This is a genomic window from Microvirga sp. BF8 (assembly GCF_059888585.1).
The window spans coordinates 2,764,681-2,788,332 of record NZ_CM187619.1 but is presented as its reverse complement, the minus strand read 5'-3'; the positions used below and the strand labels follow the sequence as shown (position 1 = coordinate 2,788,332).

Sequence of the window (23,652 nt, the reverse complement as noted above, 5' to 3'; positions counted from 1 at the left end):
CTACGCGTCACTCCACAATAACGCATTATGTGTCGGCGACGATCCTGTTTTCGTCACAGAATAACTCGCTGACTGATGCGAAAGTCGCATCGTTCCGTGACAGATACACCAACAGCTTCTCGCAAAATGTCCAGACCCTCTCGTCATGCACGAGATGGTGGGTAAGGAAACCGATTGGCTCTGCTGGATCGGCACGCCCCGAAAGCCTACGCTCGACCGCATCCGCGAGACTGCGGATGAGCCCCTCGGGGTCGCAGAGGCTGCGGGTCCCATGCCAGTCGATGGGATCGACATGGGTGTTGACGACTGTCAGGCCCGGCGCCCTGGGGACCCGGTCCTTGACGGTGGACAGTGCGGCATAGCCCAGGGATGGCAGCGATGCGATCAGTGCCGGAGCGATCCGGTTCCAGGGCGGCACGAAAACCGGCAGCAGCTTGGCGCCGAGCCGGGCTCGTGCCCGCTCGAGACCCTCCGCCGCCTCCGCCGCCAGGATCCCCAGGGGCCTATGGGCGCCGAATTCGGCCTTTTTCTCGCCCTCGGGAGCATAGTTGGCATGGCTGAGGCCATGAACCAGCGCGAAAGCACGCGCCTCGCCGGCGAGGCGGTCCGCAAGCGAGGCCTCGATCCCCATCGGGATGCAGGCGAGGGCGATGCCGGCGGGGAAGGAATTCGCAAGGTTCAGGAGCCGGTCGAGCTGCGGGGTCTGCGCCACCGCGTCGTCATCCCGCCACCAGAACGCGACTGGACAGGCGCTGTCCTTCGCACGCTCCAGGGCGCGATCGAGGGGCGACCAGTCGAGGCGCCCGTGGCCGGCGGGAGCAGCCAAGGCGAGGCTCTCGACGATTGCGACGCTGCGTCGCGCCCCGTCGAGGGACAGGGAGGCCGGCGCCGGCAGGGGCATCGCGAGGCTTTTTCGCACCGCCGCGGCAAGGACGTCTCCCGTAAGGCCCTTCTCGGAAACGAAGTCGGCAAGCCCGAGCGCCTGAAGGCGCTCGGCACGAAGGCGCTGCTCCGTCTCTCGCCCCGCCTCGAACGGCACCAGGAGCGCGCGGATTCCGGAGCGAAGCAGATCGATGCAGGTATTGTATCCTGCCTGGCTGATCGACAGTTCCGCCCGGGCGAGCAATCTCCGGAAATCGGGACGCGCCCGCTCGACCGCGACGTGAGGGGGCGCGCGCTGCGCGAGTTCCTCCCGATCCGCTTCGGCGACGCTGCGACCGACCAGGATGCGCCAGGGCCGGTCGGCGATGTCATGCGCGGCATCGAGGGCCGCACGGTACAGGGGAAGACTCGTGGCGCTGGAGCCGCCGGATACGACGATCCCGGCCCGCGCGCCCGCGGCCTCTGCTTCCTGGCCCTCATCCACATAGCCGGTATAGTGCAGCAGCTCCCGAAGCGCGTCGTCCACAGGCCAGGACGCATCGAGGGCGGCAAGGGCCGGGTCGCCATGCACGAGAACGGCGTCATAGAACCGGGAGAGCCGCCGGTGTGTTTCGGCGATCCGCTCCGGCTTCGACGGCGCGACGAGAATGTCGCGGATCGAGGACACGACGAGGGGCCGCGGGACCGAAGCGTGCGCCGCTTTCAGTAGAGCGTCGAACTCCTCCGCGAGAACCCGGCGGCCGAACGGGAAAAGCTCGGTGATGAGCACGTGCGGCCGCGTGGATTTCACGGTTTCGACCAGGAGCGCGCGGCGCGCGGTCAATCGGTCGTCCGCAATGGGCGTGCCGGTTTCATCGAGCAGGGTCCTGAAGTCGGTCCCCGCTGTCCCGACAGGCGGCAGCTGCACGAAGCGTATATCCGCGAGCGACGGCAGGGCGACCGGGCGTCCTCCGGAGACGAGCACAGTCTCATGGCCGGCCCGGGCAAAGGCTCGGGCGAGGGCGGCGGCGCGGGTGAGATGGCCCGCCCCGAGAAGATGTGTCACCGCGATGAGGATCCGCAGGCTCACGATGTCGCCTCCACGATGACGGCGCCCAGCGCATGGCGCAGCGTCGCTCCCGCCTGATCCAGACCGCGCTCCCGATCGATGAAGGCATAGGCCGCTTCCCCGAGGCGGAGCCGCCGGTCGCGATCCCCGATCAGGCCGGCGACGGCTCCGGCGAAGGCGTGAGCATCGCCGGGAGGGACGAGGCACCCGGTTGCGTCGTGCTTCACCACGCTGGCGACCCCGCCATAGTCCCCGGCGACCACGGGGCAGCCGAGAAGCTGTGCCTCGAGCAGGACCATGCCATAGGCTTCGTTCACCGCGGGCCAGACGAAAAGATCGGCGCGCTCGTAGAGAGACCGGAGAGCTGGACCCGCTTCCATCTGCCCGTGAAAGCGGATGCGTGGTCCGAGCGAGGCGAACAGGCTCCCGACCTCGCCGCGCGCCTCGCCGTCTCCGACGATATCGAGGGTCCAGGCCAGGTGCCCGATCTTCGCTAGGGCCGCGGCAAGGATGCGGTACGACGCGAGCTTGTCGCCCTCGCGCATCATCGCCACGGTCAAAAGGCGGGGAACGCCCTCCGGGCGTGCCGGAAGCGGTGGATATCCCCAATCGGCAGGGTCGATGAAGGGCGGCAGGTCGACAAGGATCTGTCGCGCGGGTCTCGCGGCCTCCAGAGCGATGCGGTCCCGGGCCGTCATCGTAACGATCGCATCGGCCCGGTCCAGGGCAGCCTCGGCGCCCGCATGGCCCAGGGCCCAGGGACCTTGGGCGCGCTTCGCGGACCGGGATCCTTCGGCGATCACATAAGGAATCCCCAAGGCAGCCGCGACCCGCGGCCCAATCCAGTCCGGGGCCTTGTAATAGACGTGATAGGTGAACCACAGGGCGGGGCGCTCGCGCGGATTCAGGGAGCCGAGGTGTTCCGTCAGCTTCGCTGCCAGCGCCTCGGACTCGTCCCTCAGACCTTCCTGGAGCGCCGGGTCGCCCCCCTTGTCGAGGGTCCGCATCTCGCTCGCGAGAAACACGGAAAAACCGGCCGCTCCGAGGGCCTTCATGAGCAGGCGCGCCATGGTGCGGTCGCCCGAGGGGGAAGGGTGGTTCGGGCTCTTCAGGGGTGCGTAGAACGCGACGCGCTGCGGCCCGCTCACACGGCCACCGGATCGTTCAGGCCCTGGCCCGCGGCAAGGGCGCGGAACCGCCCCTCCAGCACGTCGATGCCTCCCTCCATGGCAAAGTCGCGCCGCAGGCGCTCATAGGCCGCCGCGCCGTAGGTGGCCCGCCGCCGCGGTTCGCGCGCGAGCAGGTTCAGGGCGTTGGACAATGCCCCCCAATCCCCCGGCGGGACGAGCTGGCCCTCCACGTCGTTGTGGATGAATTCCGGAATCCCGGCGAAATCGCTCGCGACGATGGCGAGTTTCTGGCTCGCCGCCTCCATGAGCACGTTCGGCAGGCCGTCCTGGTCGCCGGAGCGCGCCTTCTTGGACGGCAGGGCAAAGATATCCGCCTCGCGCAGGAGGGCGATGATGTCGGGTTGCGCCTTGGGCCCCAGGAACGCGACCTTGTCGCCGATGCCGTCCCGCTTGGCCTGCGCCCGGAGGGACTCGAGAAGGTCTCCGCCGCCCACATGGGCGAAGCGCCAGTGCAGGTCAGGGGGCAGGGCGGCGAGAGCCTGAAGAAGGTCACTGAACCCTTTCTTCGACACGGCCCGGCCGACGGAGACGATGCGGACCGGATCGGCCGGATCGGAGCCGTCCCGCATGGAATGGCTCTCCGGCGGGGATGGAAACCGGGACAGGTCGAGCCCGTGATAGAGCAGGGTGACATGACCGGGCCGGGGGGCGAGACTCTGGAGGTGCCGGGCCCCTTCGGCGGTGCAGGTTACACCCCACAGAGCCTCGTCCAGCTTCTCGCGCTTCTCCCAGTCGGGCGTCGTCCAGATATCCTTGGCATGGGCCGAAACGGTCCAGCTGCGTCCGGTCAACAGGGCGGCGTAGCGCACGACGGAAGCGGGAGTGTGCAGGTAGTGGACGTGAAGGTGCCCGACGTCCGGAGACAATTCCCGGCCCATCACGAAGGCCTGACCCAGCCGCCGGATACGGTTGGCGCTGAGGTCCCGCTTCAGATCGGCCCAGAATGCCCTCATCAGCGCGCCGAATCCGGGCTGCCGCATGCTCCAGAAGGCGCCCTTCAGGACCCGCAGGGGCTCCTCGTAGAGATATTCCGGCAGATAGGAGACCCGCGCACGGATCTTGCGGTTCATGGGGTGGACGGCCTTCTCCGTCGGATGGCGGAGCGACCAGATCTCGAGATCGAGGCCCCGGTTCTCCAGCGCGAGGATCTCCTGGGCGATGAAGGTCTCCGACAGGCGCGGGTAGCCCTTGACGGTGACGGCGATGCGTCGTTGCGACGGAGAGAGTGGCATTCCTGGAATTTTACTCGGCGGCCTGGCGGGCTTGTACAAAAGAGCCATGTTGCAGCAGAGCCTTAAGCCGCTCCTGCACCCGGTCAAGCCCCTCCAGAAGTCCGGGAACGACCACCTCGGAGGGGCGCGGCTGCGTCGCCAGACCGCGCAGGGCCTCGGCCATCCGCCCGGGGGTGCGCGGCGCGCCGTAGTCGCTGAGCATGCTGACCAGCCCCAGCCGTTCGGCCTCGACCGCCCGGATGTGCTGCTCCAGGCGCGGCCGCGTGCGCGGCACGATCAGCGCGCGCTTGTCGAAGGAGAGGATCTCGCAGAAGGTGTTGTAGCCCCCCATCGCGACGATGGCCTCGGCCTTCTGCATCAGGTGCTCGATCTTGGTGTCGAAGGAGATCGCATCGAGCTTGGGATGGCGGGCGATCCGCTCCATGAACGAACCGCGCATGTCCCGGTTCACGAACGGGCCGAACACGATGAGGGACGGCATCGGAATCGCCTCGTCCTGCTCATAGGCCGAGATCACCCAGTCGATCAGGTCGTCCCCGTCGCCGCCGCCGCCGGTGGTGACCAGGATAAAGGGCTGCTTTGTGATCTTGGGATAGCGCGTGAGCGAGGGAGTGGCGGGGATCTCCCGGCGCAGATAGCCGGTATAGGTGATGCGGTCCTCCACGTCCGGAGGCAGGTCGAGGGCGGCGAGCGGGCGATAGATGTCCTTCAGGCCGTAGACCCAGACCTCGTCATAGGAGCGGATCAGGGTCTCCTTGGCGCCCTTGCGCTCCCATTCGGGTACGAGCAGGGCGGGCTCGTCCAGGACGTCGCGGATGCCGATCACGCGGCGGCAGCCCTGGCCCTGCAGATAATCGAGGGCGGGGACGACCTCGCCGCGAAAGCCGGTCGGCTCCTTGTCGACGATGAAGACGTCGGGACGGAACGACTTTGCCGCCTGCAGGATCAGGTCCTGCCGGAGGCCGACGGCCTCGTCCAGGTTCACGTTGAGGTTGAGGCTGCGGTAATCCCCGTCGGGCAGCTTCGTCACGCCCGGAATCCGGACATAGTCGACCCCGCTGCCGAACTCGAAGTTGCCGATGACCGGCGAGCCGGAGATGATCACGATGGAGCTGTCGGCCTGCTCCTCGGCGATGGCGTTGGCGATCGCCCGCGAGCGGCGCAAATGGCCGAGCCCGAACGTGTCGTGGCTGTAGATCAGGACCCGCGCGCCGCTCGGGTGCCTCAAAGGAAGCTGCGAGGGGAGGTCCATCTTCAAGTCCTGAGCAGGGTTGCCATAAGGGCATTCCATTGGGTTGGTGCCGGCGGACGTTAGGACACCCCCCTCTAGCGTTGCAATAGCTCCACAGGAAGAACCTATGGCGCTCACCCCCGGAGGGAAAGGGGCGAAGAGGGATGGTTTGACGGATCGAAAATGGTATCGTCGGCGCAATGGAAAAGAGCCTATTCCGATATATCTGGACGCATTCGAAGCGCGATCAGCTGATCGTGTGCGCCGTCGTGCTCGCCTCCCAGCCGTTTTATTTCGCGTCCCTCGACCTGCCGCGTCAGATCGTCAACCAAGCCATCCAGGGCGAGGCCTTCCGGGAGGGGCAGGCCACTGCCCCTTTTCTCAAACTGGACCTGCATCTTCCGGATTGGCTCGGCGGCCAGTCGTTCCACATCTTTGACGGGTTTCAACTGAGCCGCATCGGATTGTTGCTCGGGCTCTCCTGCCTGTTCCTGTTCTTCGTGATCATCAACGGCGCCTTCAAGTACTGGATCAACGTCGCGAAAGGCATCCTCGGCGAGCGGATGCTGAGGCGCATGCGGTTCGACCTGTTCACCATGGTGCTGCGGTTCACGCCCGATGCCCTCCGCACGGTGAAATCGTCGGAAACGGCGACTATCATCAAGGACGAGGTCGAGCCGGTGGGCGGATTTATCGGGGATGCCTTCATCACCCCGATTTTCCTGGGGACGCAGGCTCTCACTGCCCTTTTCTTCATCATCGTGCAGAACCTGTGGCTGGGCCTCATGGCCATTGCCGTGGTGGGCGTCCAGTTCACGGTCATTCCCTATCTGCGCAGGGAATTGCTTCGCCTCGGAAAGCAGCGTCAGCTTGCGTCCCGCGAGCTGGCCGGGCGAGTCGGCGAGGTGCTCGACGGCATCGAGGCCGTGCATGTCCACAACGCCTATGGCTGGGAGAAGGCCGAAATCGGCCAGCGCCTCTTTCGCCTCTTCGACCTCCGCGTCCGGATCTACAATCGCAAATTCATCGTCAAATTCCTCAACAATTTCCTCTCGCAGCTGACGCCGTTCTTCTTCTATGCGATCGGCGGCTATCTCGCGATCCGCGGCACCCTGGACATCGGACAGCTCGTCGCCGTCATCGGCGCGTATCGGGAATTGCCTCCGCCCCTGAAGGAGCTGATCGACTGGGATCAGCAGCGTCTCGACGTCCAGGTCAAGTACGATCAGGTGACCGAGCATTTCGCCGAGGAGAGGCTCCTGCCATTCGTGTCGCCGCGCGAGGAAAAGGTGCAGGACGAGCCGCTGACCGGCCTTCTCCATGCCGAAGAGCTTCGCGTCAGCGATCCCCATGGCGGCATGATCCTCGACAATGCCTCCTTCGATATTCAACTGCCTGCGAAAGTCGCCGTCGTTTCGAGCGGTGGAGGCGCCGCCAGCGTGCTGGCGCGCATCCTGGCGCGGCGGATGCAGGGTTTCAGCGGACAGATCCGGATCGGCGAACGCGACCTTCATCAGATTCCGCTCGCGGTCATCGGCCAAAGAGTCGCCTATGCCGGAATCGACCCGATCCTGTTCCCCGGCACGATCCGCGAGAACCTGATCTACGGCCTGCGCCACATGCCGCTCGACCGGGTCAAGGCGGAGGATTCCCGCGAGGAAATGCGCCGCATCGCGGAGGCCAAAAGGACCGGCAATCCCGTGGAAAGCATCACGGATCATTGGATCGATTATGAACGGATCGGTGCCAAGGATGCGGAGGATCTCGACCACATCCTCGTGACCCTGCTCAGCAGGCTCGGAATGGGGGGAGAGATCTATCTCTTCGGCCTCGCCGAGCGGATCGATCCCGACGAGGATCCGGAATTCGCGCAGCGGATCGTCGAGGCGCGGCGGCGCCTGCGCCAGACCTTCCAGGCCGAGGGAATGGCGGATCTCGTCGATCCGTTCGATCCCAACGCCTACAACGACCAGACGACGGTCGCCGAGAACCTGCTCTTCGGCGTTCCGAAGTCCGACGACTTCAAGGGGCGCAACCTCGCCTACAATCCGGATTTCCGGGATGCCGTCGAACGGGCCGGGCTCAGCGACGATCTCGTGCATATGGGCCTGCAGATCGCCGAAACGATGACCGAGATCTTCGAGGGCCTGCCCCCCGGCCATTCGCTGTTCGAACAGTTTTCCTTCATCGGAGCGGAGGAGCTCACGGAATTCGAGGCGCTCGTGCGCAGGCACGCCCGGGCCGGAGCGGGGCTCTCGAAGGAGGAGCGGGCGAAGCTCATGTCGCTGCCCCTTGCCTATATCGAGCCGCGTCACCGCCTCGGGCTTCTCGACGATCACCTGAAGCTGTCCCTGGTGCACGCGCGACGGCTCGTCCGCGAGATGCTGGAGGAGGCGGATGCAGGCGCCGTCGAGTTCTATGATCCGGAAAAGATCTGTGCGGCCGCGCCATTGCGGGATAATCTCCTTTTCGGCCGCATCAGCTACCGGGTCGCCAACGCGCAGGCACGGGTTGCCGAGGCGGTATCGACCGTCGTTCGGGACATGGGATTGCTGGAAGACATCGAGCGGATCGGCCTCGACCATCAGGTCGGCACCGCGGGCAGGCTCCTCACACCGCAGGAGCGCGCCTGCGTCAACCTTGCGCGGTGCCTGGTGAAGCGTCCCGACATCCTGGTGCTCGACGGCGCGCTTGCATCCTTCGACGAGGCCCGCGTCCAGAAGATGACCGAGGTGCTTTTCGAGATTGCGGAAGGGAGAAGCCTGTTCATGGTGCTGCCCAATGATCGACAGGCCGGTCCCTTCGATGTTCTGATGCGCATCCGCGACGGACAGATCCAGATAGAAGAACGGGGCGGCCCGGCGAGGAAGGCCGGAAGGCCGGCCCACGAGGCCGCCCGATCGATAGCAGGAGAGGTTGCATGACCCTTGAGGCCGAGGTTCAATCACTGCGCCAGGTGCCGATGTTCCGGGACGTCGACCCGGCCCGATTGAAGCTTCTCGCCTTCACCAGCGAGCGGGTCCAGTTCGCCGGCGGGCAACGATTCTTCTCCCAGGGAGACGCCGCGGATGCGGCCTATGTCATTCTCGACGGGCGGGCCCAGGTGCTTCTCGACACCCCGCACGGGGAGATCCGGGTGGCGGAACTGGGCGAGAACGCCCTGGTGGGGGAAATGGGCATTCTGTCCGACACACCGCGCTCGGCCACGATCATGGCGGCCATCCCGACCACGGCCCTGAGGATCGACAAGCGGGTCTTCCTCGAACTGATGGCCCAGTTTCCGCAGATGGCCCTTGCGGTCATGCGCGAGCTGGCGAAGCGCCTTGAGCAGACCAATGCGCAGCTCGTGGCCCAGTCCGGCTCCTGATTTTGGGATGGAAATCCTTCATTAACCGGAAATTCCCCAGGAAATTCACATTCTTACGGTCAAGCTGACCGATTATGGACACATCTCCCGGCCAACCCTTGTCCCAGAATGACACAAGGGAAGGGTCCTGCCGTCCGGCGGGGCTCTGCGGGAAAAAGAGATGCCGACCGATGTGAGGACGCCGCAAGGCGCTGCTCCGCGTTCCGTACGGAATGCGTTCAAAACATATGGACGACATGGCCGTCGCCCGTTCCATGTCCTCCTCGCTTTCACCATCATCGCAGGGATTCAGGGCCTGACTGCCGGTCCCGCGGCCGTTGCGACCCTGCCGAGCGCCGTCATGGCGAGGCCCTTCGCCGCAGCAGAGGCCTTCTCGTCGCAAGTCGTCGCGTTCTCACCGCAACTCGGCAGGAATCCCGATCTCTTCCGCTCCATCCTCGAGGAGGCTTTTCCGAAAGGGAAGTCCTTGCGCGAGCCCCCGCTGCGGGTCGAGGCCGACCTGGTCGAGGGCATCGGCAACCCGGACGAGATCATCCCGTTCAGCGGCCGGAGCGCGCCGCGCTGGCTCGTCCATTCAATCCTGAAGGCCGCGCATGTGACCGGGGTCGATCCGGTTTACATGATGACCCTGGCCGATGTGGAATCGAGCCTGTCGCCGGGGGCCAAGGCGCCGACCTCTTCCGCCGAAGGCCTGTTCCAGTTCATCGAGAGCACCTGGCTTGAAACCGTGTACGCCCACGCGTCGGATTATGGCTTCGGTGCCGCCGCGAAGGCGATCAAGATCGTCGACGGCGAACCGACCGTCGCCGACGAGAAGGACAAAGAGTGGATCCTGGGTCTGCGCCGCGACCCTTATTTCTCCGGCCTCATGGCCGGGGAACTGATCAAGGACGTGGAGTTCGCCTTGCGGCAGCAGGGTGAAAGGGAGCTTGCCGAGGCCGAGCTCTATCTCGCGCATTTCCTCGGCGCCAGCAGCGCCGTGCGGTTCCTGGAGACCCTCGACAAGGATCCGAACACCAAGGCGGCAAAGCTCTTCCCGCAGGCGGCCAAGGCCAATGCGACCCTGTTCATGGAAGGGAAGGGGCGCAGGCGCCGCGCGGTGAGCGTCGCCGAACTCTACAACCGCATCGATACCAAGATCGTGCGGCGCATGGACCGGTATGAGGATATCGGCCCGCTCATCGCTGAAATCTCCCACCCGCAGCCGCGGATGGTCGAGCGGACCATCGAGGCGAACGCGCTCACGCAATAAAGGTCAGCGGGAGCCGGCCGCGGGCCGATCCTCCGACGCCAAGAGCCTCAGCACCTCCATGACCTCGCCGAAGCGCTGGCGTCCGACCGTTGCGGACCACTGCTCCTGGAGGTCGCGCATGGACGAATAAATCGTGTCCGCCACACTCCACCCCCGCGCTGTCAGGTAGACCAGCCGGCGGTCGCCCCCCGGTGCGGCGCGCCGCTCGAGATACCCGAGCTCCTCCAGCTGGCCGACGAGATAATTGGTCGCCTGCCGGGACATGTGCATGCGGCGAGCGAGGTCGGCAGGCTTCACACCATCGGGAAGCGGGTATGAGAAGACGGAGAAATGCGCTTCCTGAAGATCCGTGAAGCCAGCTTCTCTCACGGCCTCCTGGAGATGGCGCCGCGCCTTCTGCCAGCAGAGCCGCAGGAGCGCGCCCACATAGGGCGGTGCGGGCGGAGGACCGGCAAGCGTCCGGTTCGCGATTTCAGGATCGGTCGGCATATTGTAAAGTCTCTTTACGTCTGGTAGTGTAAAGCCACTTTACATCGGGGAGGCGTGCCATGGAAGCAGGCAAGAGCGGGACCGTTCGAATCGGCGGATTGGAACTCGACTTCCTCATCGATGAGATCCAGAGCGCCGGGTCCGTCGTGATGTTCGAGTTCACGGTGCCCTCCAATGCCCGCGTGCCGGCACCGCACTTCCATAAGGATGCGGATGAGGTCGTCTATGGACTGGATGGAACCCTGACTACGACCGTGGATGGCGAGAAGCACGAGCTCCGCGCGGGAGACAGCCTCTTCATTCGCCGGGGATGCGTGCATCATCACGAGAACCCGCACGACGGGACCGCGCGTGTCCTGATCGTCATGACGCCCGGATCAATCGGCCGCGGCTACTTCGAGGAGATGGCACGGGAGGTGAACGTGCCGGGCAAGCCGGACCTGCCGAAGCTGAAGGAGATCATGCTCCGTCACGGGCTCGTTCCAGCCTGAACGGATCAATTCGCCGGCCAAACACTCGATGGTGGCGATCGCGGACAGGAACGAGGCTCAGAACGCCTTGAACGTGATGATCGTGTGCGTGTCGGCGATGTCGGAGATGGATTGCACGTTCTTGGCGATGAAATGGCCGATATCGACGTCGTCATCCACGTGGAACTTGGCGAGGATGTCGTAATTCCCGGCCGTGGAATAGATCTCCGAAGCGATCTCCCGGTCGGCGAGCTGGCTCGCCACCTCGTAGGTCTTCCCGAGTTTGCATTTGATCTCGACGAAGAAGGTCTGCATCGGGCGCTCCGAATTGCGAGAGGGGATCTGCGGGCCGTTGTCATATGACACGGGACGGCGTCCGCGTGAACCGGTGACGGGACAGGTGGCCGCGTCTTATTGCGGCCTTCCGACGGAGAAGTAAGTGAAGCCGTGCTTCTTCATGTCGTCGGGCCTGTAGATGTTGCGCAGGTCGACCACGACAGGTTTCGCCAGCGCGGCCTTCAGGCGCGGCAGGTCGAGAGCCCGGAAGATGTCCCACTCGGTCACGATCACCAGCGCCGCCGCGCCCCGGGCGCAGTCATAGGCGTCCTTGGCATATCCCACATCCGCCAGGACCGTTTTCGCCGCGTCCATTCCCTCAGGATCGTAGGCGCGGATCCGGGCGCCTGCGTCCTGGAGGGTGCGGATCACGTCGATGGCGGGCGCCTCGCGCATGTCGTCGGTGTTGGGCTTGAAGGTGAGGCCCAGAACCGCGATGGTCTCGCCTCGCACCGAGCCCCCGCAGGCGGCAATGACCTTGCGCCCCATGGCACGCTTGCGCTGGTCGTTGACCGCGGCCACCGTCTCGACGATGCGGATCGGCGCCTCGTAATCCTGCGCGGTCTTGATCAGCGCCAGCGTGTCCTTCGGAAAGCATGAGCCGCCATAGCCCGGTCCCGCATGCAGGAACTTGGTGCCGATGCGGTTGTCGAGCCCGATGCCGCGGGCGACATCCTGGACGTTGGCGCCGACCTGCTCGCACAGGTTGGCGATCTCGTTGATGAAGGTGATCTTGGTCGCCAGAAACGCATTGGCGGCATATTTGGTCAGTTCGGCCGTGCGCCGCGACGTGACGATCAGGGGGGCCTGGTTGAGATAGAGCGGGCGGTAGACCTCGGTCATCACCCGCACGGCGTCCTCGTCCTCCGTGCCGATGATGATGCGGTCGGGCCGCTTGAAATCGGCAATCGCCGCGCCCTCGCGCAGGAATTCGGGGTTGGAGACCACGGCGAAGGGCGCGTCGGGGCGGGTCTCGCGGATGATGCGCTCGACCTCGTCGCCGGTGCCGACCGGCACGGTGGATTTCGTGACCACTACCGTATACCCGTCCATCGCCGCGGCGATCTCCCGGGCAGCCTGGTGGACGTAGGACAGGTCCGCGTGGCCATCGCCGCGCCGCGACGGGGTGCCGACCGCGATGAACACCGCGTCGGCGGCGGCGACGGCGGCGGGAAGGCTCGTGGAGAACGTCAGGCGGCCTTCGCGGACGTTCTTGGCCACGAGGTCGGACAGTCCCGGCTCGAAAATCGGGATCTCGCCGCGGTCGAGGGCAGCGATCTTGGCCGGGTCGTTGTCGACGCAGCACACGTCGTGGCCGAAATCGGCAAAGCACGCCCCGGACACCAGGCCGACATAGCCGGCGCCAATCATCGCGATATGCATCAGGATATCCCACCCTTCTTCGCGGGTGGGTTTAAGGGGTAGGCGCCTTGGCCGCAAGCGCCTCCTGTTCGAGCCGCCGGGCGTTTTGAAACAAGGATTCCTTTGACATCCGGGCCGCCCGCGCACAAAACACCGCCTTTCAAACCGGGGCCATTCATGGATAATCCTTTTCTCGTCGAGGTTACGCGGGGACATCTTGTCGAATCGCGGCATCGGGGCAGCATTGCGGTCGTCGATGCCGAAGGCAGCACCGTGCTGACCCTGGGCGACATGGAGCGGCGCGTGTTTCCGCGCTCGGCCGTGAAGGCGCTCCAGGCTCTCCCCCTCGTCGAGAGCGGACTCGCCGACAAGTACGGCCTGACCGACGAGGAGATCGCGCTGGCCTGCGCCTCCCATTCCGGGGAGCCCGAGCACGTGGCGACCGCCGCTTCGATGCTGGCCAAGGCCGGGCAGACCGAGGCATGCCTCGAATGCGGAGTGCAATGGCCTTTGGGCGAGGCTGCCGCGCGGGCGCTGGCGGCAAAGGGCGGACAGCCCACGCAGTTGCACAACAACTGCTCCGGAAAGCATGCCGGCTTCATCTGCCTTTCCTGCGGCCTCGGGGACGATCCGAAGGGCTATGTCAAACCGCAGCATCCCGTCCAGCAGGCCGTCCGGAGTGCGCTCGAGGACCTGACCGGCGCCTCGCATACGGACGATGTCAGTGGCACGGACGGCTGCTCGATCCCGACCTACGCCATTCCCTTGCCGGCTCTCGCCTTCGGCTTCGCAAAGTTCGGCACCGGGGTCGGGATTTCCCCCGGCTGCAAGACCGCCGCCGAGCGGATCCGCAAGGCCGTCGCACGTCATCCGTTCATGGTCGCGGGCACGGGACGGTTCGACACAAGGCTCATGGAGGCCTTGCGCGAGCGCGCATTCGTAAAGGTCGGGGCGGAGGGCGTCTATTGCGCGGCCTTTCCCGAACTCGGCTACGGCGTTGCCCTGAAGGTGGATGACGGCGCGGGCCGCGCCGCGGAGGCGGTGATGGCCGCTCTCGTCCTCCGCTTCCTGCAACTCGACGACACCGAGCGCAGCGTTGTCGAGGACCTCGCCGGGCCGGTGCTGAAGAACTGGAACGGCATCGAAGTCGGCCGCATCCGCGTGACGCCGGACGTCCGGGCCTAGCGGCCGTTTCAGGTCATCAAAGCCCCAGCAGGCCTACGATCTCCTCGGCTCCCGCCGTCGGCGAGAGATGGCCCGCGGCGATCTGCCGTTCGATCTCCGGCACCCGCCGGCGCAGGGCCGGGTCGTGGGCGAGGCGGTCGTGCAGGCGCTCATGGACGAGCGCCCACATCCATTTGGTGTCCTGCGCCCGGCGCCTGGCGACAAGCTCCCCTGTCGCCTCAAGGCGCTTGCGGTGATCGAGCACCTTCGTCCAGACCTCGTCGAGGCCCTGTCCCGTCAGGCCCGAGATCGTCACCACCGGCGGCCTCCATACCGCGGAGGCGGGGGAGAGGATGCGCAGGGCCGCGCGGTATTCCGCCGCCGCGGCCTTCGCCCGCGCATCGGCATCGTCCGCCTTGTTGACGGCGATCATGTCGGCGAGTTCGAGAATGCCCTTCTTGATTCCCTGCAACTCGTCGCCAGCTCCCGGCAGCATCAGCACGAGGAAGAAGTCGGTGAGATCGGCGACGGCGGTTTCCGACTGGCCGACTCCGACGGTCTCGACCAGAATCACGTCGAAGCCGGCAGCCTCGCAGAGCAGCATCGTTTCCCGGGTCTTGGCGGCGACGCCGCCGAGCGTCCCGGAGGAGGGCGAGGGCCGGATGAAGGCATTGGGATCGGTGGAGAGCCGCGCCATGCGGGTCTTGTCGCCGAGAATCGCACCGCCGGTGCGGGTGGAGCTCGGATCGACGGCGAGCACGGCGACCTTGTGGCCGCGTTCGGTGAGCATGCTGCCCAGCGTGTCGATGGCGGTCGATTTGCCGACGCCGGGGACGCCGGTGATACCGACGCGGACCGCCTTGCCAGTCCGCGGCATCAAATCCTGCAGAAGATCGCGGGCCGCGGCCCGGTGGTCCGCCCGGCGCGATTCCATCAGCGTGATGGCGCGTGCGAGCGCAGCGCGGTCGCCGCTCGCAACGGCTTCTGCCGTAACGTGATTCCGTCTCTGATCGCCCCCGGTCATGGGAGAGGCTTAGAGCATCGGACCCGAAAGTGGAATCGGCATTTGGAATCGATCCGGTGCTCGCTTCCCGTCATGCCATGGCTTTTCCTCAGAGGACCGGATTCATGCCGATCCGCCCCCAGCCGGGAAGCTTGATCGCCGGACGCCGCAGATCGAGGCCGGCCACGAGGCCGAGGAGATCGATCTCGATTCCCTCGACCCAGCCGACCGTGAGCCCCGCATATCCCCCCAGCGAGATCTGGAATCCCGTGCGGCTCGGAGTCAGGCCGACGATATCCTGAAAGGGCTGCCAGTCCTTGCCCAAGGCCGTCGGGGGCATCGCGGCGCTCAGGCCGGGCACCGAGCGCATCACATGGGCGACGAAGGTGTTGGAATTCGGTCCCGGCCAGGCGCTGTAATCGCCCGCCTTGGCATAAGGGTAGGTCGCCACCGCCTGTCGGATCTGTGGAATGAGCCGTCCGGCGGCCTCGCCTTCGAGATAGACGATCGGTTGCGGCGCATTGCCGAACCAGCGTCCGTCCGCCGCCCATCCGTTGGTGCGGACGGGGCTGCCCCAGCCGACCTTGTCGAAGCGCGTGTAGCGGCTTGCTCCGTCCTCCTTCACGACGATCCAGGTATGATGCGCGAAGATCCCGCGCCAGCGTCCAACGCGCGCGGCGTAGATCGCGACAATGGGCTGCGGCGCAGCCTCCGGCGCGGGCAGGAGCTTCGCGCTCGACCAATCGGCGCCGCGCCAGTTCGGCGCCGCGTCGACGCGCAACGCCCACCATACGGCGTGCGCCCCGAGCGGAAAGAAGAAAAGGCCGACGATGACGATGAGGGCGCGGGCGAGCAGCATCATCGTTGCGAGCATAGGGCGGGGCCCGCACCCCAACAAGGCAGCCGGGCCCGGTCCGCGTTCACCAAAGGTTTACCATGTCGGGCAAGTCTCGGTTCGTCATCCGGCCGCCGCCTTGTCCTCGCCATCATCCCCGGCGAAAGAGCCGACCCGGATTCCTTTCGCGTCATCGGTTTCATGTTTCCACGCATCGCCCGTTTCTCCGCCCTGGGGCTCCTCGGCCTCGCCCTCTCGGGTTGCCTCGGCGGCGAATCCGTCCTGACCAGTGCGCCCTCCGCTCCGCGCCCCGGTCTTGCCAGGGATCCGCGTCTTCTGGTCGCGACCACGCGCCTGCCGGTGGGCGATCCGGTTCGGAAGCCGTGGTTCAGCAGCGAGCGCTCGCCCGACCTTATCTTCGCCGAGGCGCGCCTGACGCCGCCGAGCGATTCGCTGATCGGCCGCAGCTCATGGAGCATCGCGTCCATCGACTCCGTCACACGGTCGAATGCGGCGGGCGCCTTCGCGCAGGCGGCGTTGGGTCGTGACCTGCTGCTCTACATCCACGGCTACCGCGAGAGCTTCGAGACCGCCGCCACCTCGACGATCCAGCTCTCGGAGGGCATCAGGTTTCCGGGTGTGACCGGCCTCTTCACATGGCCGTCCGCGGGCTCGACCTTCAGCTATGTGGCCGACCGCGAGAGCGCCATGTGGTCGCGAGATTCGCTGGAGGACCTCCTGGCGGCCATAGCCAAGACGCCGAGCGGCGGAAGGATTCATATCGTGGCGCACAGCATGGGAACGCTGCTGACGCTCGAAGCGCTTCGGATGCTGCGCACGGATGGAGGGCAGGGTGCCATGGAGCGGATCGGTGCCATCGTGATGGCAGCGCCCGATATCGACATCGATCTCTTCGCCCGCGGTCTCGAGCGTCTCGGCCCGGATGCCAGGAAGATCACGGTCATCAGCTCCACGAACGACCGCGCGCTCGCGGTGTCGAGCCGCCTCGCCGGCGGCATCGTCCGTGCCGGAGCAGCGGATCGCGAGCGGCTCGAAGCGCTCGGTGTGCGCGTTGCCGACGCCTCCGAATTCGGCAGCGGAATCATCAACCACGATCTCTTCCTGTCGAACAAGGAAGTCGAGCAGGTCGTGAAGCGGGCCATCGAGCGGGAGAGGATGTAAGGACGGTTTCAACCGCCACCGTGTGGAGAAGAGACACGCGTCGCGCTCCCTCTCGCGGAGGGACGAGTGAGGATTGTGCACCGTCATTCCGGGACGGCCCGAGGCCGGGCCCGGAACCCGCGAACGCCAACGCCTCGGAACCGTGCACGCGGTTGCCGTTGCGTGTGACAGGAAGATCCGAGGGACTCTGGATTGCGGGCTCCCGCTCCGCTCGCCCCCGGACTGACAGGCTGATTCACCCGCTTCCGATCCCGAAAAGGCACCCTCGACACTTCGTCCGTCCTGTGGCTCAGTCTGGTCGTCGTGAGGATCCACCATGACCATCGAAACCTGGCTCGCCTTTACGGCAGCATCCGCCGTCCTGCTCGTCATTCCGGGACCGACGATCCTTCTCGTCGTGTCGTACGCCCTCGGCCAGGGCTGGCGCACGGCGCTGCCGATGGCCATCGGTGTCGCCCTCGGGGATTTCACGGCCATGACCCTGTCGCTCCTCGGCCTCGGTGCCCTGCTCGCGGCTTCGGCGACCGTGTTCACGATCCTGAAATGGGTCGGCGCGGGTTATCTCGTCTGGCTCGGCATCAAGCTCTGGCGGGCCGGCGGCGGGCTCGACGCCAAGCCTCGGACGGATGCGGCGTCCGCCTTGAAGATGCTCGGCCACGCATGGCTGGTCACGGCGCTCAACCCGAAGGGCATCACCTTCTTCGTCGCCTTCCTGCCGCAGTTCATCGACCCGAAAGCGCACCTCGCGCCGCAGATCGGCATCTTCGCCACGACCTTCCTCGTGCTCGCCTTCGCCAACGCCTTCACCTATGCGCTGATCGCCTCGCGGGCACGCAACGCGGTGCGCAATTCGCGAACCATGGGCATCGTCAACAAAGTGGGAGGCAGCCTGCTGATCGGCGCCGGAATTGCGACGGTGACTGTCCAGGCGGCGCAGGCGTGAGCACTGCCCTCCCGGGAAAAGCAGGCGGAGTGCCGGCTTCTTACTCGGCCGCTTCCTTCGATCCGTAGCCGAGCCTGCGGTTCAGCTCGCCGATGAGGTCGATGGCGGCATCCGCGATCACCGTTCCGGGCGGGAAGATCGCCGAGGCGCCGGCGGCCGTAAGGGCGTCGAAATCCTGCGGCGGGATCACGCCGCCGACCACGATCATGATGTCGTCGCGGCCGTACTTCGCAAGTTCGGCCTTCAGCTCGGGCACCAGGGTCAGGTGGCCCGCCGCGAGGGACGAGACACCGACGATGTGGACGTCGTTCTCGATGGCCTGCCGCGCGGCTTCCGCGGGCGTGGCGAAGAGCGGGCCGATATCGACGTCGAAGCCGAGATCGGCGAAGGCCGAGGCGATCACCTTCTGGCCCCGGTCGTGCCCGTCCTGACCCATCTTGGCGACAAGGATGCGCGGGCGGCGGCCGTCGTTCTCCTCGAATTCCTCGACGAGCCGGCGGAGCTTCTCCACCATCGGCGATTCCATGCCGACCTCCCGCTTGTAGACGCCGGAGATCGCCTTGATCTCGGCCCTGTGGCGACCCCAGACTTTTTCGAGCGCGTCGGAAATCTCGCCGACGGTCGCCTTCGCCCGCGCGGCCTTGACGGCAAGATCGAGCAGGTTGCCCTCGCCCGAGGCGGCGCCCGTCGACAGGGCGGCGAGCGCCGCCTCGACATCGGTCGCGTTGCGTTCGGCCTTGAGGCGCCTCAGCTTCTCGATCTGCTGCGCACGGACGGAGGCGTTGTTCACCTTCAGGATGTCGATGGAGGCTTCGTCCGTGGGGCGGAAGGCATTGACGCCGATGATCTTCTGGTGGCCGGAATCGATCCGCGCCTGGGTCCGCGCCGCGGCCTCCTCGATCTTGAGCTTCGGGATGCCCGCCTCGATGGCCTTTGCCATGCCGCCGAGCGCCTCGACCTCCTGGATGTGGCCCCAGGCCTTCTCCGCCAGTTCCTGTGTCAGGCGCTCGATATAGTAGGAGCCGCCCCATGGATCGATGATGCGCGTCGTGCCGCTTTCCTGCTGCAGGAACAGCTGCGTATTGCGCGCGATGCGCGCCGAGAAATCGGTCGGCAGCGCGAGTGCCTCGTCGAGGGCGTTGGTGTGCAGGGACTGCGTGTGGCCCTGCGTCGCCGCCATCGCCTCGATGCAGGTGCGCGCGACGTTGTTGAACACGTCCTGCGCGGTCAGGGACCAACCGGAGGTCTGCGAATGCGTGCGCAGCGGCAGCGATTTCTCGTTCTGCGGATTGAACTGCTTCACGAGTTTCGCCCAGAGCAGGCGCGCGGCGCGCATCTTGGCCACTTCCATGAAGAAGTTCATGCCGATGGCCCAGAAGAACGACAGGCGCGGCGCGAACTGGTCGACGGTCAGGCCGGCCTGGATGCCGGCGCGGATATATTCGACGCCGTCGGCGAGGGTATAGGCGAGCTCCAGGTCCTGCGTCGCGCCCGCCTCCTGCATGTGATAGCCGGAGATCGAGATCGAGTTGAACTTCGGCATGTGCGCCGACGTGTAGGCGAAGATGTCCGAGATGATGCGCATCGAGCCTTTCGGCGGGTAGATATAGGTGTTGCGCACCATGAACTCTTTGAGGATGTCGTTCTGGATCGTGCCCGAAAGCTTTTGGGCCGGAACACCCTGCTCTTCCGCGGCGACGATGTAGAGCGCGAGCACGGGCAGCACCGCGCCGTTCATGGTCATCGACACGCTCATCCTGTCGAGCGGAATCCCTGCGAACAGGGTGCGCATGTCGTAGATCGAGTCGATGGCGACGCCCGCCATGCCGACGTCGCCTGCCACGCGCGGATGGTCGGAATCATAGCCCCGGTGGGTGGCGAGATCGAAGGCGACGGAAAGGCCTTTCTGACCCGCGGCCAGGTTGCGCCGGTAGAAGGCGTTGGAGTCTTCCGCTGTGGAGAAGCCGGCATATTGGCGCACGGTCCAGGGCTGGTTGACATACATCGTCGGGTAGGGACCGCGCAGGTAGGGTGCGATGCCCGGAAACGTGTCGAGAAAGTCGATGCCCGCGCGATCGGATGCGCCATAGGCCGTCTTGACCGGGATGCCCTCCGGCGTGAGCCACGGCTCGGCCCCAGGATCGGGCCTCGGATGGGGCATGGGGGCCGCCGCCCAGGAAACACTCGAAAAATCCGGAATGCGGGTCATGGTGAAGGCAGGTGCCCCTCGCGAAAATGGCCGATCAGTGCGGATTCATTCTAGGTCATGTGCCTCAGGGATGCCATTGGCGCAAGGGAGCAGGGCATAGGCCCATCGTCTCAGCCCTGCACGACGGTCGAGCGCTTCTGCGCCGTCCACCGGCCCGAGCAGCCGAGCATGTTGAGCTTCCAGGTGCCGGAACCGGATCTGCCGTCCAATCGGCCGGTGGCATCGACCTTGGCGATGCTGCGATAAATGTCGAGGTCGACTGAACCGTTGGGCTGCACTTCGCCCTTCACGGTCGTGGGGGAGTCGCCGGGAGCAAGGATGTAGCGGACATTCCCGTTCTCGATGGCGATGGAATAGTTGTAGCTGCGTTCGCACAGCCCCGAATCCGTCACCATCTGCACGCTCCAGGTGCCGTTGTGGACGGCGGCGCCGGATGCGGCCATCCCCGCTCCGGCAGGAAGGGCGACAAGGCTCAGCGCGGCGATGAGATGTTGTGCGGCGTTCATGGCGCAATCCCTTTCGAAAGGGCGCGATGTCGCCGGGTCCTCAGGCTCCTGCCTGATCGAGGGCCCGGTTCAGAAGCCCAAGGACATCGCATCCCACATAAATGAAATCGGTAATACCCGCCGCCCTCAGGCCCTGTTCCAGATCTGCGGGGCGGCCAGCAAGGAAGATGGGTCCAGAGATTGACTCCCGCAAGGTTTTTGCAGCGGCAATCGCATGGTCCTGATAGATATCGTCGGAAGAGCAGATGCAGATAAGCTTTGCTTTGCTGTCGATGGCGGCCTGCTGGAGCTCAGTTAAGCTTGAAAAGCCATCGTTGGAGAGGGATTCGATCCCTCCGGCCTCGAAAAAATTCTTGGCGAAGGTGGAGCGGGCACCGAAGGCCGACAGGGGCCCGAGATTGGCGAGAAAGACCGTCGGGCGTGTGCCGGTTCGGGCAAGCAGGGCATCGGAGCGGTCGCGCAGGCGCTCGAAGGGTTCGGCGGTCCGGATCGAGGGCAGCGGCTCAATGTGCACTGCCTCGGGAACGGACGGCGCGCCCTCCTGCTTGCTGCCCGGCGGGGGGAGGGGGAGGAGCACGGCGACATCCGCCTCGCCGAGGTTCGGGAACTCGCTCGTGCCGGTGATCGGCTCCCGCCGCGTCGCGACGGCCCGTTCGCGCCGGGCGCGCGTTTCACCGATCCGGGTTTGAAGAGTGCCGCGAACAAGGCTTTCCACGATGCCGCCATCACGCTCGATCTCCTGGAACAGGTCCCAGGCCCTCTCGCAGAGGGCGTCGGTCAGGGCTTCGAAGCCGCCCGCGCCGGCGGCGGGATCGGCGACGCGCCAGAGATTCGCTTCATGGAGCAGGATGGCCTGGGTGTTCCGGGCCACCCGGCGGGCGAAGGCGTCGGGCAGGCCGAGGGCCACTGTGAAGGGGAGGACGGCGATGGCATCGGCGCCGCCGATGCCGGCCGAGAAGGCGGCGATGGTGCCGCGCAGCATGTTCACCCAGGGGTCGCGGCGGGTGGCCATCCGCCACGCGGTCTCCGCATGGAGGCGGATCGGCTTGGGCGCCAGGTCCGAGGCCTGTTCGATCCGGGCCCAGAGCCGCCGCAGCGCGCGGAACTTGGCCACCGTCAGGAACTCGTCGGCATCGGCCACGAGCAGGAAGGACAGCGTGTCGCGCGCGGCCTCGAGCGAGTGACCGTATGTTTCGAGGGCGCGCAGGTAGGCGACGCCCGTGGCCAGCACGGCCGCCAGCTCCTGGGCTTCGCCGGCTCCGGCTTCGTGATAGGGCCGCCCGTCGGCGAGCGCCGTGCGGCCGGCAAAGCCGCGCTCGGTCAGGTCGGCAAGGGTCTCGCCGAGCCGTCCGGCCACGACCGGCCAGGGGGCAGAGAGGAGGCCCATGGCCGCCATTGCGCCGATGGGATCGAGGCCGAGATCGGCGGAGATCTGCGACAGGGCATGGCCGCGCCGCTCCGCCAGGGTCGCGAAGTGCCCCGCGACGATTCTGCCATGGCCGCCTGCATCGAGGCGGATATGGATCAGGTCGAGCATCACGCCGGACAGGACGCGGTCCAGGTCATCGACCGTCTCGCCGATCCCGAAGCCCCGGGCGGAGGGCGCCTTGCGGGTGACGAGGGTGAGGGAATCCGCGCCGCCCTCCAGATCCGCCAGGGTCAGCGCATTGGCGACGCCGAGGTCCGGATGATCGACCCGCTGCGCCACGCGCCAGGGCGCCACTTCGGCCCGGGTGACCGGGGATGCGCCTTCCGCCTTCGGATAGAGCGGCTGGATCGCCAGCCCGTCATAGGTCCGGGAGACGAGCTTCTTCTCGAAATCCGCCCCCTTCAGCACTCCTTCGACCAGCCTGAGCCATTGCTCGCGTGACGGCTGGGGAAATTCCGAGGCGAGGGCAAGATCATCCATGGCGGAAAACTCTCTGGAAAGGCGCTGACGGCCTTGTAACCGGTTCGGGGAGCGAACCAAAGACCCCGCTGGGTCGCCTTTCGTCAATCCCGGCGCGACAGGCCGGTCAGGAGGGGGCGCTCCGCCGCCAGCCCGTCGCCGACCACCTCGAAGAAGGCCCGCACGCGGGCCGTCCGGCGCAGGTCCGCATGGGTGACGATCCAGAGCTCGCGGGCCAGCTCGGGGATCGGCTCGCGGACGAGCCGCACAAGATCAGGCTCGGGATCACCGAGATAGCAGGGGAGTACGGCGATGCCGATGCCGGCCTTCGCGGCAACGAGCTGGTTGACGATGCTGTTCGTGCGATAGGCGAACGCCGCCGGCGGCACGTGCTCGGCCAGCCAGTCGGCGGCATTGATGCCGCTCACGGTTTCCTCCCAGCCGATGACGGGAAAGGCGGCGAGATCCGCGAGGCCTTCGAAGGGCGTTGCGCCGGCGAGCAGCTCGCGCGAGCCATAGACCGTCCAGGCGATGGCAGAGAGCTTGCGTCCGTGAAGATCGCCTTCCCGCGGGCGTGTGACGCGCAACGCGATATCGGCTTCGCGCCTGGAGAGGCTGAGGACCCGGTTGTCGATCGCCAGCTCGACCAGAATGCCCGGGTGCAGCTGCCGGAAGCGGGCGATCTGCGTCGTCAAAATTCGAAAGGCCAGCGTTTCCGACGAAGTGACGCGCAGCCGGCCCGAGAGGCTGCGGTCCCGGCCGACGATCTCCCGGTCGAGCGCGGCGGTTTCGGTCTCGATCCGCTCGGCTGCCGCAGCCATGCGTTCCCCCGCCTCCGTCGGTAGATAGACCCCGCCTGGCAGCCGCTCGAAGAGCCGGACCGAGAGTACGGCCTCGAGCGCTCCAAGTCGGCGAAAGGCCGTCGAATGGTTCACCGCGAGTTCTCTTGCCGCGCCGGTCAGGCTGCCGTTGCGGGCAATGGCGAGCACAAGGCGAAGATCATTCCAGTCGTCCATCCGGCCATGCTACGCATGGACTTGCGGACATGCAAGCGCTGCTGCTG

At 66.2% G+C, this 23,652-nt stretch carries 20 protein-coding genes; 7 read left to right on the top strand and 13 right to left on the bottom strand.

Annotated features, from left to right (window positions below; translation table 11 throughout):
* Positions 1-25: 25 nt before the first annotated feature.
* Genes AC522E_RS13310 through AC522E_RS13295 form a run of 4 tightly spaced genes read right to left on the bottom strand, consistent with a single transcriptional unit; the run spans position 26 to position 5,604 of the window.
* A complete protein-coding gene (locus AC522E_RS13310) occupies positions 26-1,951 on the bottom strand; it encodes a glycosyltransferase (protein WP_500746739.1) in 1,926 nt (641 codons plus the stop codon).
* Positions 1,948-3,078, bottom strand: coding sequence for a glycosyltransferase family 4 protein (locus AC522E_RS13305; RefSeq protein WP_500746738.1), 1,131 nt, complete (start codon positions 3,076-3,078; stop codon positions 1,948-1,950). Before AC522E_RS13305 ends, AC522E_RS13310 begins: the two co-directional genes overlap by 4 nt.
* Positions 3,075-4,352 (bottom strand): glycosyltransferase family 4 protein, encoded by a 1,278-nt coding sequence (locus AC522E_RS13300; protein WP_500746737.1) that lies wholly within the window; start codon positions 4,350-4,352, stop codon positions 3,075-3,077. The genes AC522E_RS13305 and AC522E_RS13300 overlap by 4 nt, the downstream gene beginning before the upstream one ends.
* Before the next feature lie 10 nt (positions 4,353-4,362).
* Entirely contained in the window at positions 4,363-5,604 is a 1,242-nt protein-coding gene (locus tag AC522E_RS13295; protein ID WP_500746736.1) for a glycosyltransferase family protein, read from the bottom strand.
* A gap of 179 nt (positions 5,605-5,783) precedes the next feature.
* Between AC522E_RS13295 and AC522E_RS13290 the strand changes: the two genes are divergently transcribed.
* The 3 genes from AC522E_RS13290 (at position 5,784) to AC522E_RS13280 (ending at position 10,202) form a co-directional block, all read left to right on the top strand.
* On the top strand, positions 5,784-8,507 hold the full coding sequence (locus tag AC522E_RS13290) for an ABC transporter transmembrane domain-containing protein (RefSeq protein WP_500746735.1): 2,724 nt from the start codon (positions 5,784-5,786) through the stop codon (positions 8,505-8,507).
* Positions 8,504-8,950, top strand: a complete 447-nt coding sequence (locus tag AC522E_RS13285; protein WP_500746734.1) for a Crp/Fnr family transcriptional regulator — start codon at positions 8,504-8,506, stop codon at positions 8,948-8,950. The genes AC522E_RS13290 and AC522E_RS13285 overlap by 4 nt, the downstream gene beginning before the upstream one ends.
* Before the next feature lie 160 nt (positions 8,951-9,110).
* Entirely contained in the window at positions 9,111-10,202 is a 1,092-nt protein-coding gene (locus AC522E_RS13280) for a transglycosylase SLT domain-containing protein (protein ID WP_500746733.1), read from the top strand.
* 3 nt (positions 10,203-10,205) lie between these two features.
* Here the strand turns inward: AC522E_RS13280 and AC522E_RS13275 are convergent, their stop codons facing one another.
* Positions 10,206-10,691: a MarR family winged helix-turn-helix transcriptional regulator gene (locus AC522E_RS13275; RefSeq protein ID WP_500746732.1), complete on the bottom strand. Its 486-nt coding sequence runs from the start codon at positions 10,689-10,691 to the stop codon at positions 10,206-10,208.
* Positions 10,692-10,750: 59 nt separating this feature from the next.
* Between AC522E_RS13275 and AC522E_RS13270 the strand changes: the two genes are divergently transcribed.
* The gene (locus tag AC522E_RS13270) at positions 10,751-11,182 is read left to right on the top strand and encodes a cupin domain-containing protein (RefSeq protein ID WP_500746731.1); all 432 of its coding nucleotides are present in this window, start codon (positions 10,751-10,753) and stop codon (positions 11,180-11,182) included.
* A gap of 57 nt (positions 11,183-11,239) precedes the next feature.
* Here AC522E_RS13270 and AC522E_RS13265 read toward each other — a convergent pair whose 3' ends face one another.
* Together AC522E_RS13265 and AC522E_RS13260 are read right to left on the bottom strand one after the other, a co-directional pair.
* Complete coding sequence (locus AC522E_RS13265; RefSeq protein ID WP_227383279.1) at positions 11,240-11,476, bottom strand: Lrp/AsnC ligand binding domain-containing protein; 237 nt, start codon at positions 11,474-11,476, stop codon at positions 11,240-11,242.
* A gap of 96 nt (positions 11,477-11,572) precedes the next feature.
* Complete coding sequence (locus AC522E_RS13260; protein ID WP_500746730.1) at positions 11,573-12,880, bottom strand: UDP-glucose dehydrogenase family protein; 1,308 nt, start codon at positions 12,878-12,880, stop codon at positions 11,573-11,575.
* Between the two features lie 156 nt (positions 12,881-13,036).
* Between AC522E_RS13260 and AC522E_RS13255 the strand changes: the two genes are divergently transcribed.
* On the top strand, positions 13,037-14,044 hold the full coding sequence (locus AC522E_RS13255; protein ID WP_500746729.1) for an asparaginase: 1,008 nt from the start codon (positions 13,037-13,039) through the stop codon (positions 14,042-14,044).
* Positions 14,045-14,060: 16 nt separating this feature from the next.
* Here AC522E_RS13255 and meaB read toward each other — a convergent pair whose 3' ends face one another.
* Both meaB and AC522E_RS13245 read right to left on the bottom strand, forming a co-directional pair.
* Positions 14,061-15,047, bottom strand: a complete 987-nt coding sequence (gene meaB / locus AC522E_RS13250) for a methylmalonyl Co-A mutase-associated GTPase MeaB (RefSeq protein WP_500746728.1) — start codon at positions 15,045-15,047, stop codon at positions 14,061-14,063.
* Between the two features lie 88 nt (positions 15,048-15,135).
* Positions 15,136-15,900, bottom strand: coding sequence for a DUF3750 domain-containing protein (locus tag AC522E_RS13245; RefSeq protein ID WP_500746727.1), 765 nt, complete (start codon positions 15,898-15,900; stop codon positions 15,136-15,138).
* Between the two features lie 162 nt (positions 15,901-16,062).
* On the opposite strand from AC522E_RS13245, the gene AC522E_RS13240 reads away from it, so the two are divergent.
* On the top strand, positions 16,063-17,043 hold the full coding sequence (locus AC522E_RS13240) for an alpha/beta hydrolase (protein WP_500746726.1): 981 nt from the start codon (positions 16,063-16,065) through the stop codon (positions 17,041-17,043).
* A 316-nt stretch (positions 17,044-17,359) separates the two neighbouring features.
* Complete coding sequence (locus AC522E_RS13235) at positions 17,360-17,986, top strand: LysE family translocator (RefSeq protein WP_500746725.1); 627 nt, start codon at positions 17,360-17,362, stop codon at positions 17,984-17,986.
* A gap of 40 nt (positions 17,987-18,026) precedes the next feature.
* On the opposite strand, the gene scpA is transcribed toward AC522E_RS13235, so the two are convergent.
* The 4 genes from scpA to AC522E_RS13215 all read right to left on the bottom strand — a co-directional run bounded on the left by scpA (position 18,027) and on the right by AC522E_RS13215 (position 23,605).
* Positions 18,027-20,195, bottom strand: a complete 2,169-nt coding sequence (scpA, locus tag AC522E_RS13230; protein ID WP_500746724.1) for a methylmalonyl-CoA mutase — start codon at positions 20,193-20,195, stop codon at positions 18,027-18,029.
* 110 nt (positions 20,196-20,305) lie between these two features.
* Positions 20,306-20,701: a hypothetical protein gene (locus tag AC522E_RS13225; protein WP_500746723.1), complete on the bottom strand. Its 396-nt coding sequence runs from the start codon at positions 20,699-20,701 to the stop codon at positions 20,306-20,308.
* 40 nt (positions 20,702-20,741) lie between these two features.
* Entirely contained in the window at positions 20,742-22,610 is a 1,869-nt protein-coding gene (locus tag AC522E_RS13220; RefSeq protein WP_500746722.1) for a methylmalonyl-CoA mutase family protein, read from the bottom strand.
* 83 nt (positions 22,611-22,693) lie between these two features.
* Positions 22,694-23,605: a LysR family transcriptional regulator gene (locus AC522E_RS13215; RefSeq protein WP_500746721.1), complete on the bottom strand. Its 912-nt coding sequence runs from the start codon at positions 23,603-23,605 to the stop codon at positions 22,694-22,696.
* Positions 23,606-23,652 lie beyond the last annotated feature (47 nt).

Coding starts and splice junctions, on each gene's coding strand:
- AC522E_RS13225 (WP_500746723.1), bottom strand. CDS start 20,701: ATGAACGCCGCACAACATCTCATCGCCGCGCTGAGCCTTGTCGCCCTT.
- AC522E_RS13220 (WP_500746722.1), bottom strand. CDS start 22,610: ATGGATGATCTTGCCCTCGCCTCGGAATTTCCCCAGCCGTCACGCGAG.
- AC522E_RS13300 (WP_500746737.1), bottom strand. CDS start 4,352: ATGCCACTCTCTCCGTCGCAACGACGCATCGCCGTCACCGTCAAGGGC.
- AC522E_RS13280 (WP_500746733.1), top strand. CDS start 9,111: ATGCCGACCGATGTGAGGACGCCGCAAGGCGCTGCTCCGCGTTCCGTA.
- AC522E_RS13275 (WP_500746732.1), bottom strand. CDS start 10,691: ATGCCGACCGATCCTGAAATCGCGAACCGGACGCTTGCCGGTCCTCCG.
- meaB (WP_500746728.1), bottom strand. CDS start 15,047: ATGACCGGGGGCGATCAGAGACGGAATCACGTTACGGCAGAAGCCGTT.
- AC522E_RS13255 (WP_500746729.1), top strand. CDS start 13,037: ATGGATAATCCTTTTCTCGTCGAGGTTACGCGGGGACATCTTGTCGAA.
- AC522E_RS13240 (WP_500746726.1), top strand. CDS start 16,063: ATGTTTCCACGCATCGCCCGTTTCTCCGCCCTGGGGCTCCTCGGCCTC.
- AC522E_RS13265 (WP_227383279.1), bottom strand. CDS start 11,476: ATGCAGACCTTCTTCGTCGAGATCAAATGCAAACTCGGGAAGACCTAC.
- AC522E_RS13260 (WP_500746730.1), bottom strand. CDS start 12,880: ATGCATATCGCGATGATTGGCGCCGGCTATGTCGGCCTGGTGTCCGGG.
- AC522E_RS13215 (WP_500746721.1), bottom strand. CDS start 23,605: ATGGACGACTGGAATGATCTTCGCCTTGTGCTCGCCATTGCCCGCAAC.
- AC522E_RS13285 (WP_500746734.1), top strand. CDS start 8,504: ATGACCCTTGAGGCCGAGGTTCAATCACTGCGCCAGGTGCCGATGTTC.
- AC522E_RS13235 (WP_500746725.1), top strand. CDS start 17,360: ATGACCATCGAAACCTGGCTCGCCTTTACGGCAGCATCCGCCGTCCTG.
- AC522E_RS13245 (WP_500746727.1), bottom strand. CDS start 15,900: ATGCTCGCAACGATGATGCTGCTCGCCCGCGCCCTCATCGTCATCGTC.
- scpA (WP_500746724.1), bottom strand. CDS start 20,195: ATGACCCGCATTCCGGATTTTTCGAGTGTTTCCTGGGCGGCGGCCCCC.
- AC522E_RS13270 (WP_500746731.1), top strand. CDS start 10,751: ATGGAAGCAGGCAAGAGCGGGACCGTTCGAATCGGCGGATTGGAACTC.
- AC522E_RS13290 (WP_500746735.1), top strand. CDS start 5,784: ATGGAAAAGAGCCTATTCCGATATATCTGGACGCATTCGAAGCGCGAT.
- AC522E_RS13295 (WP_500746736.1), bottom strand. CDS start 5,604: ATGGACCTCCCCTCGCAGCTTCCTTTGAGGCACCCGAGCGGCGCGCGG.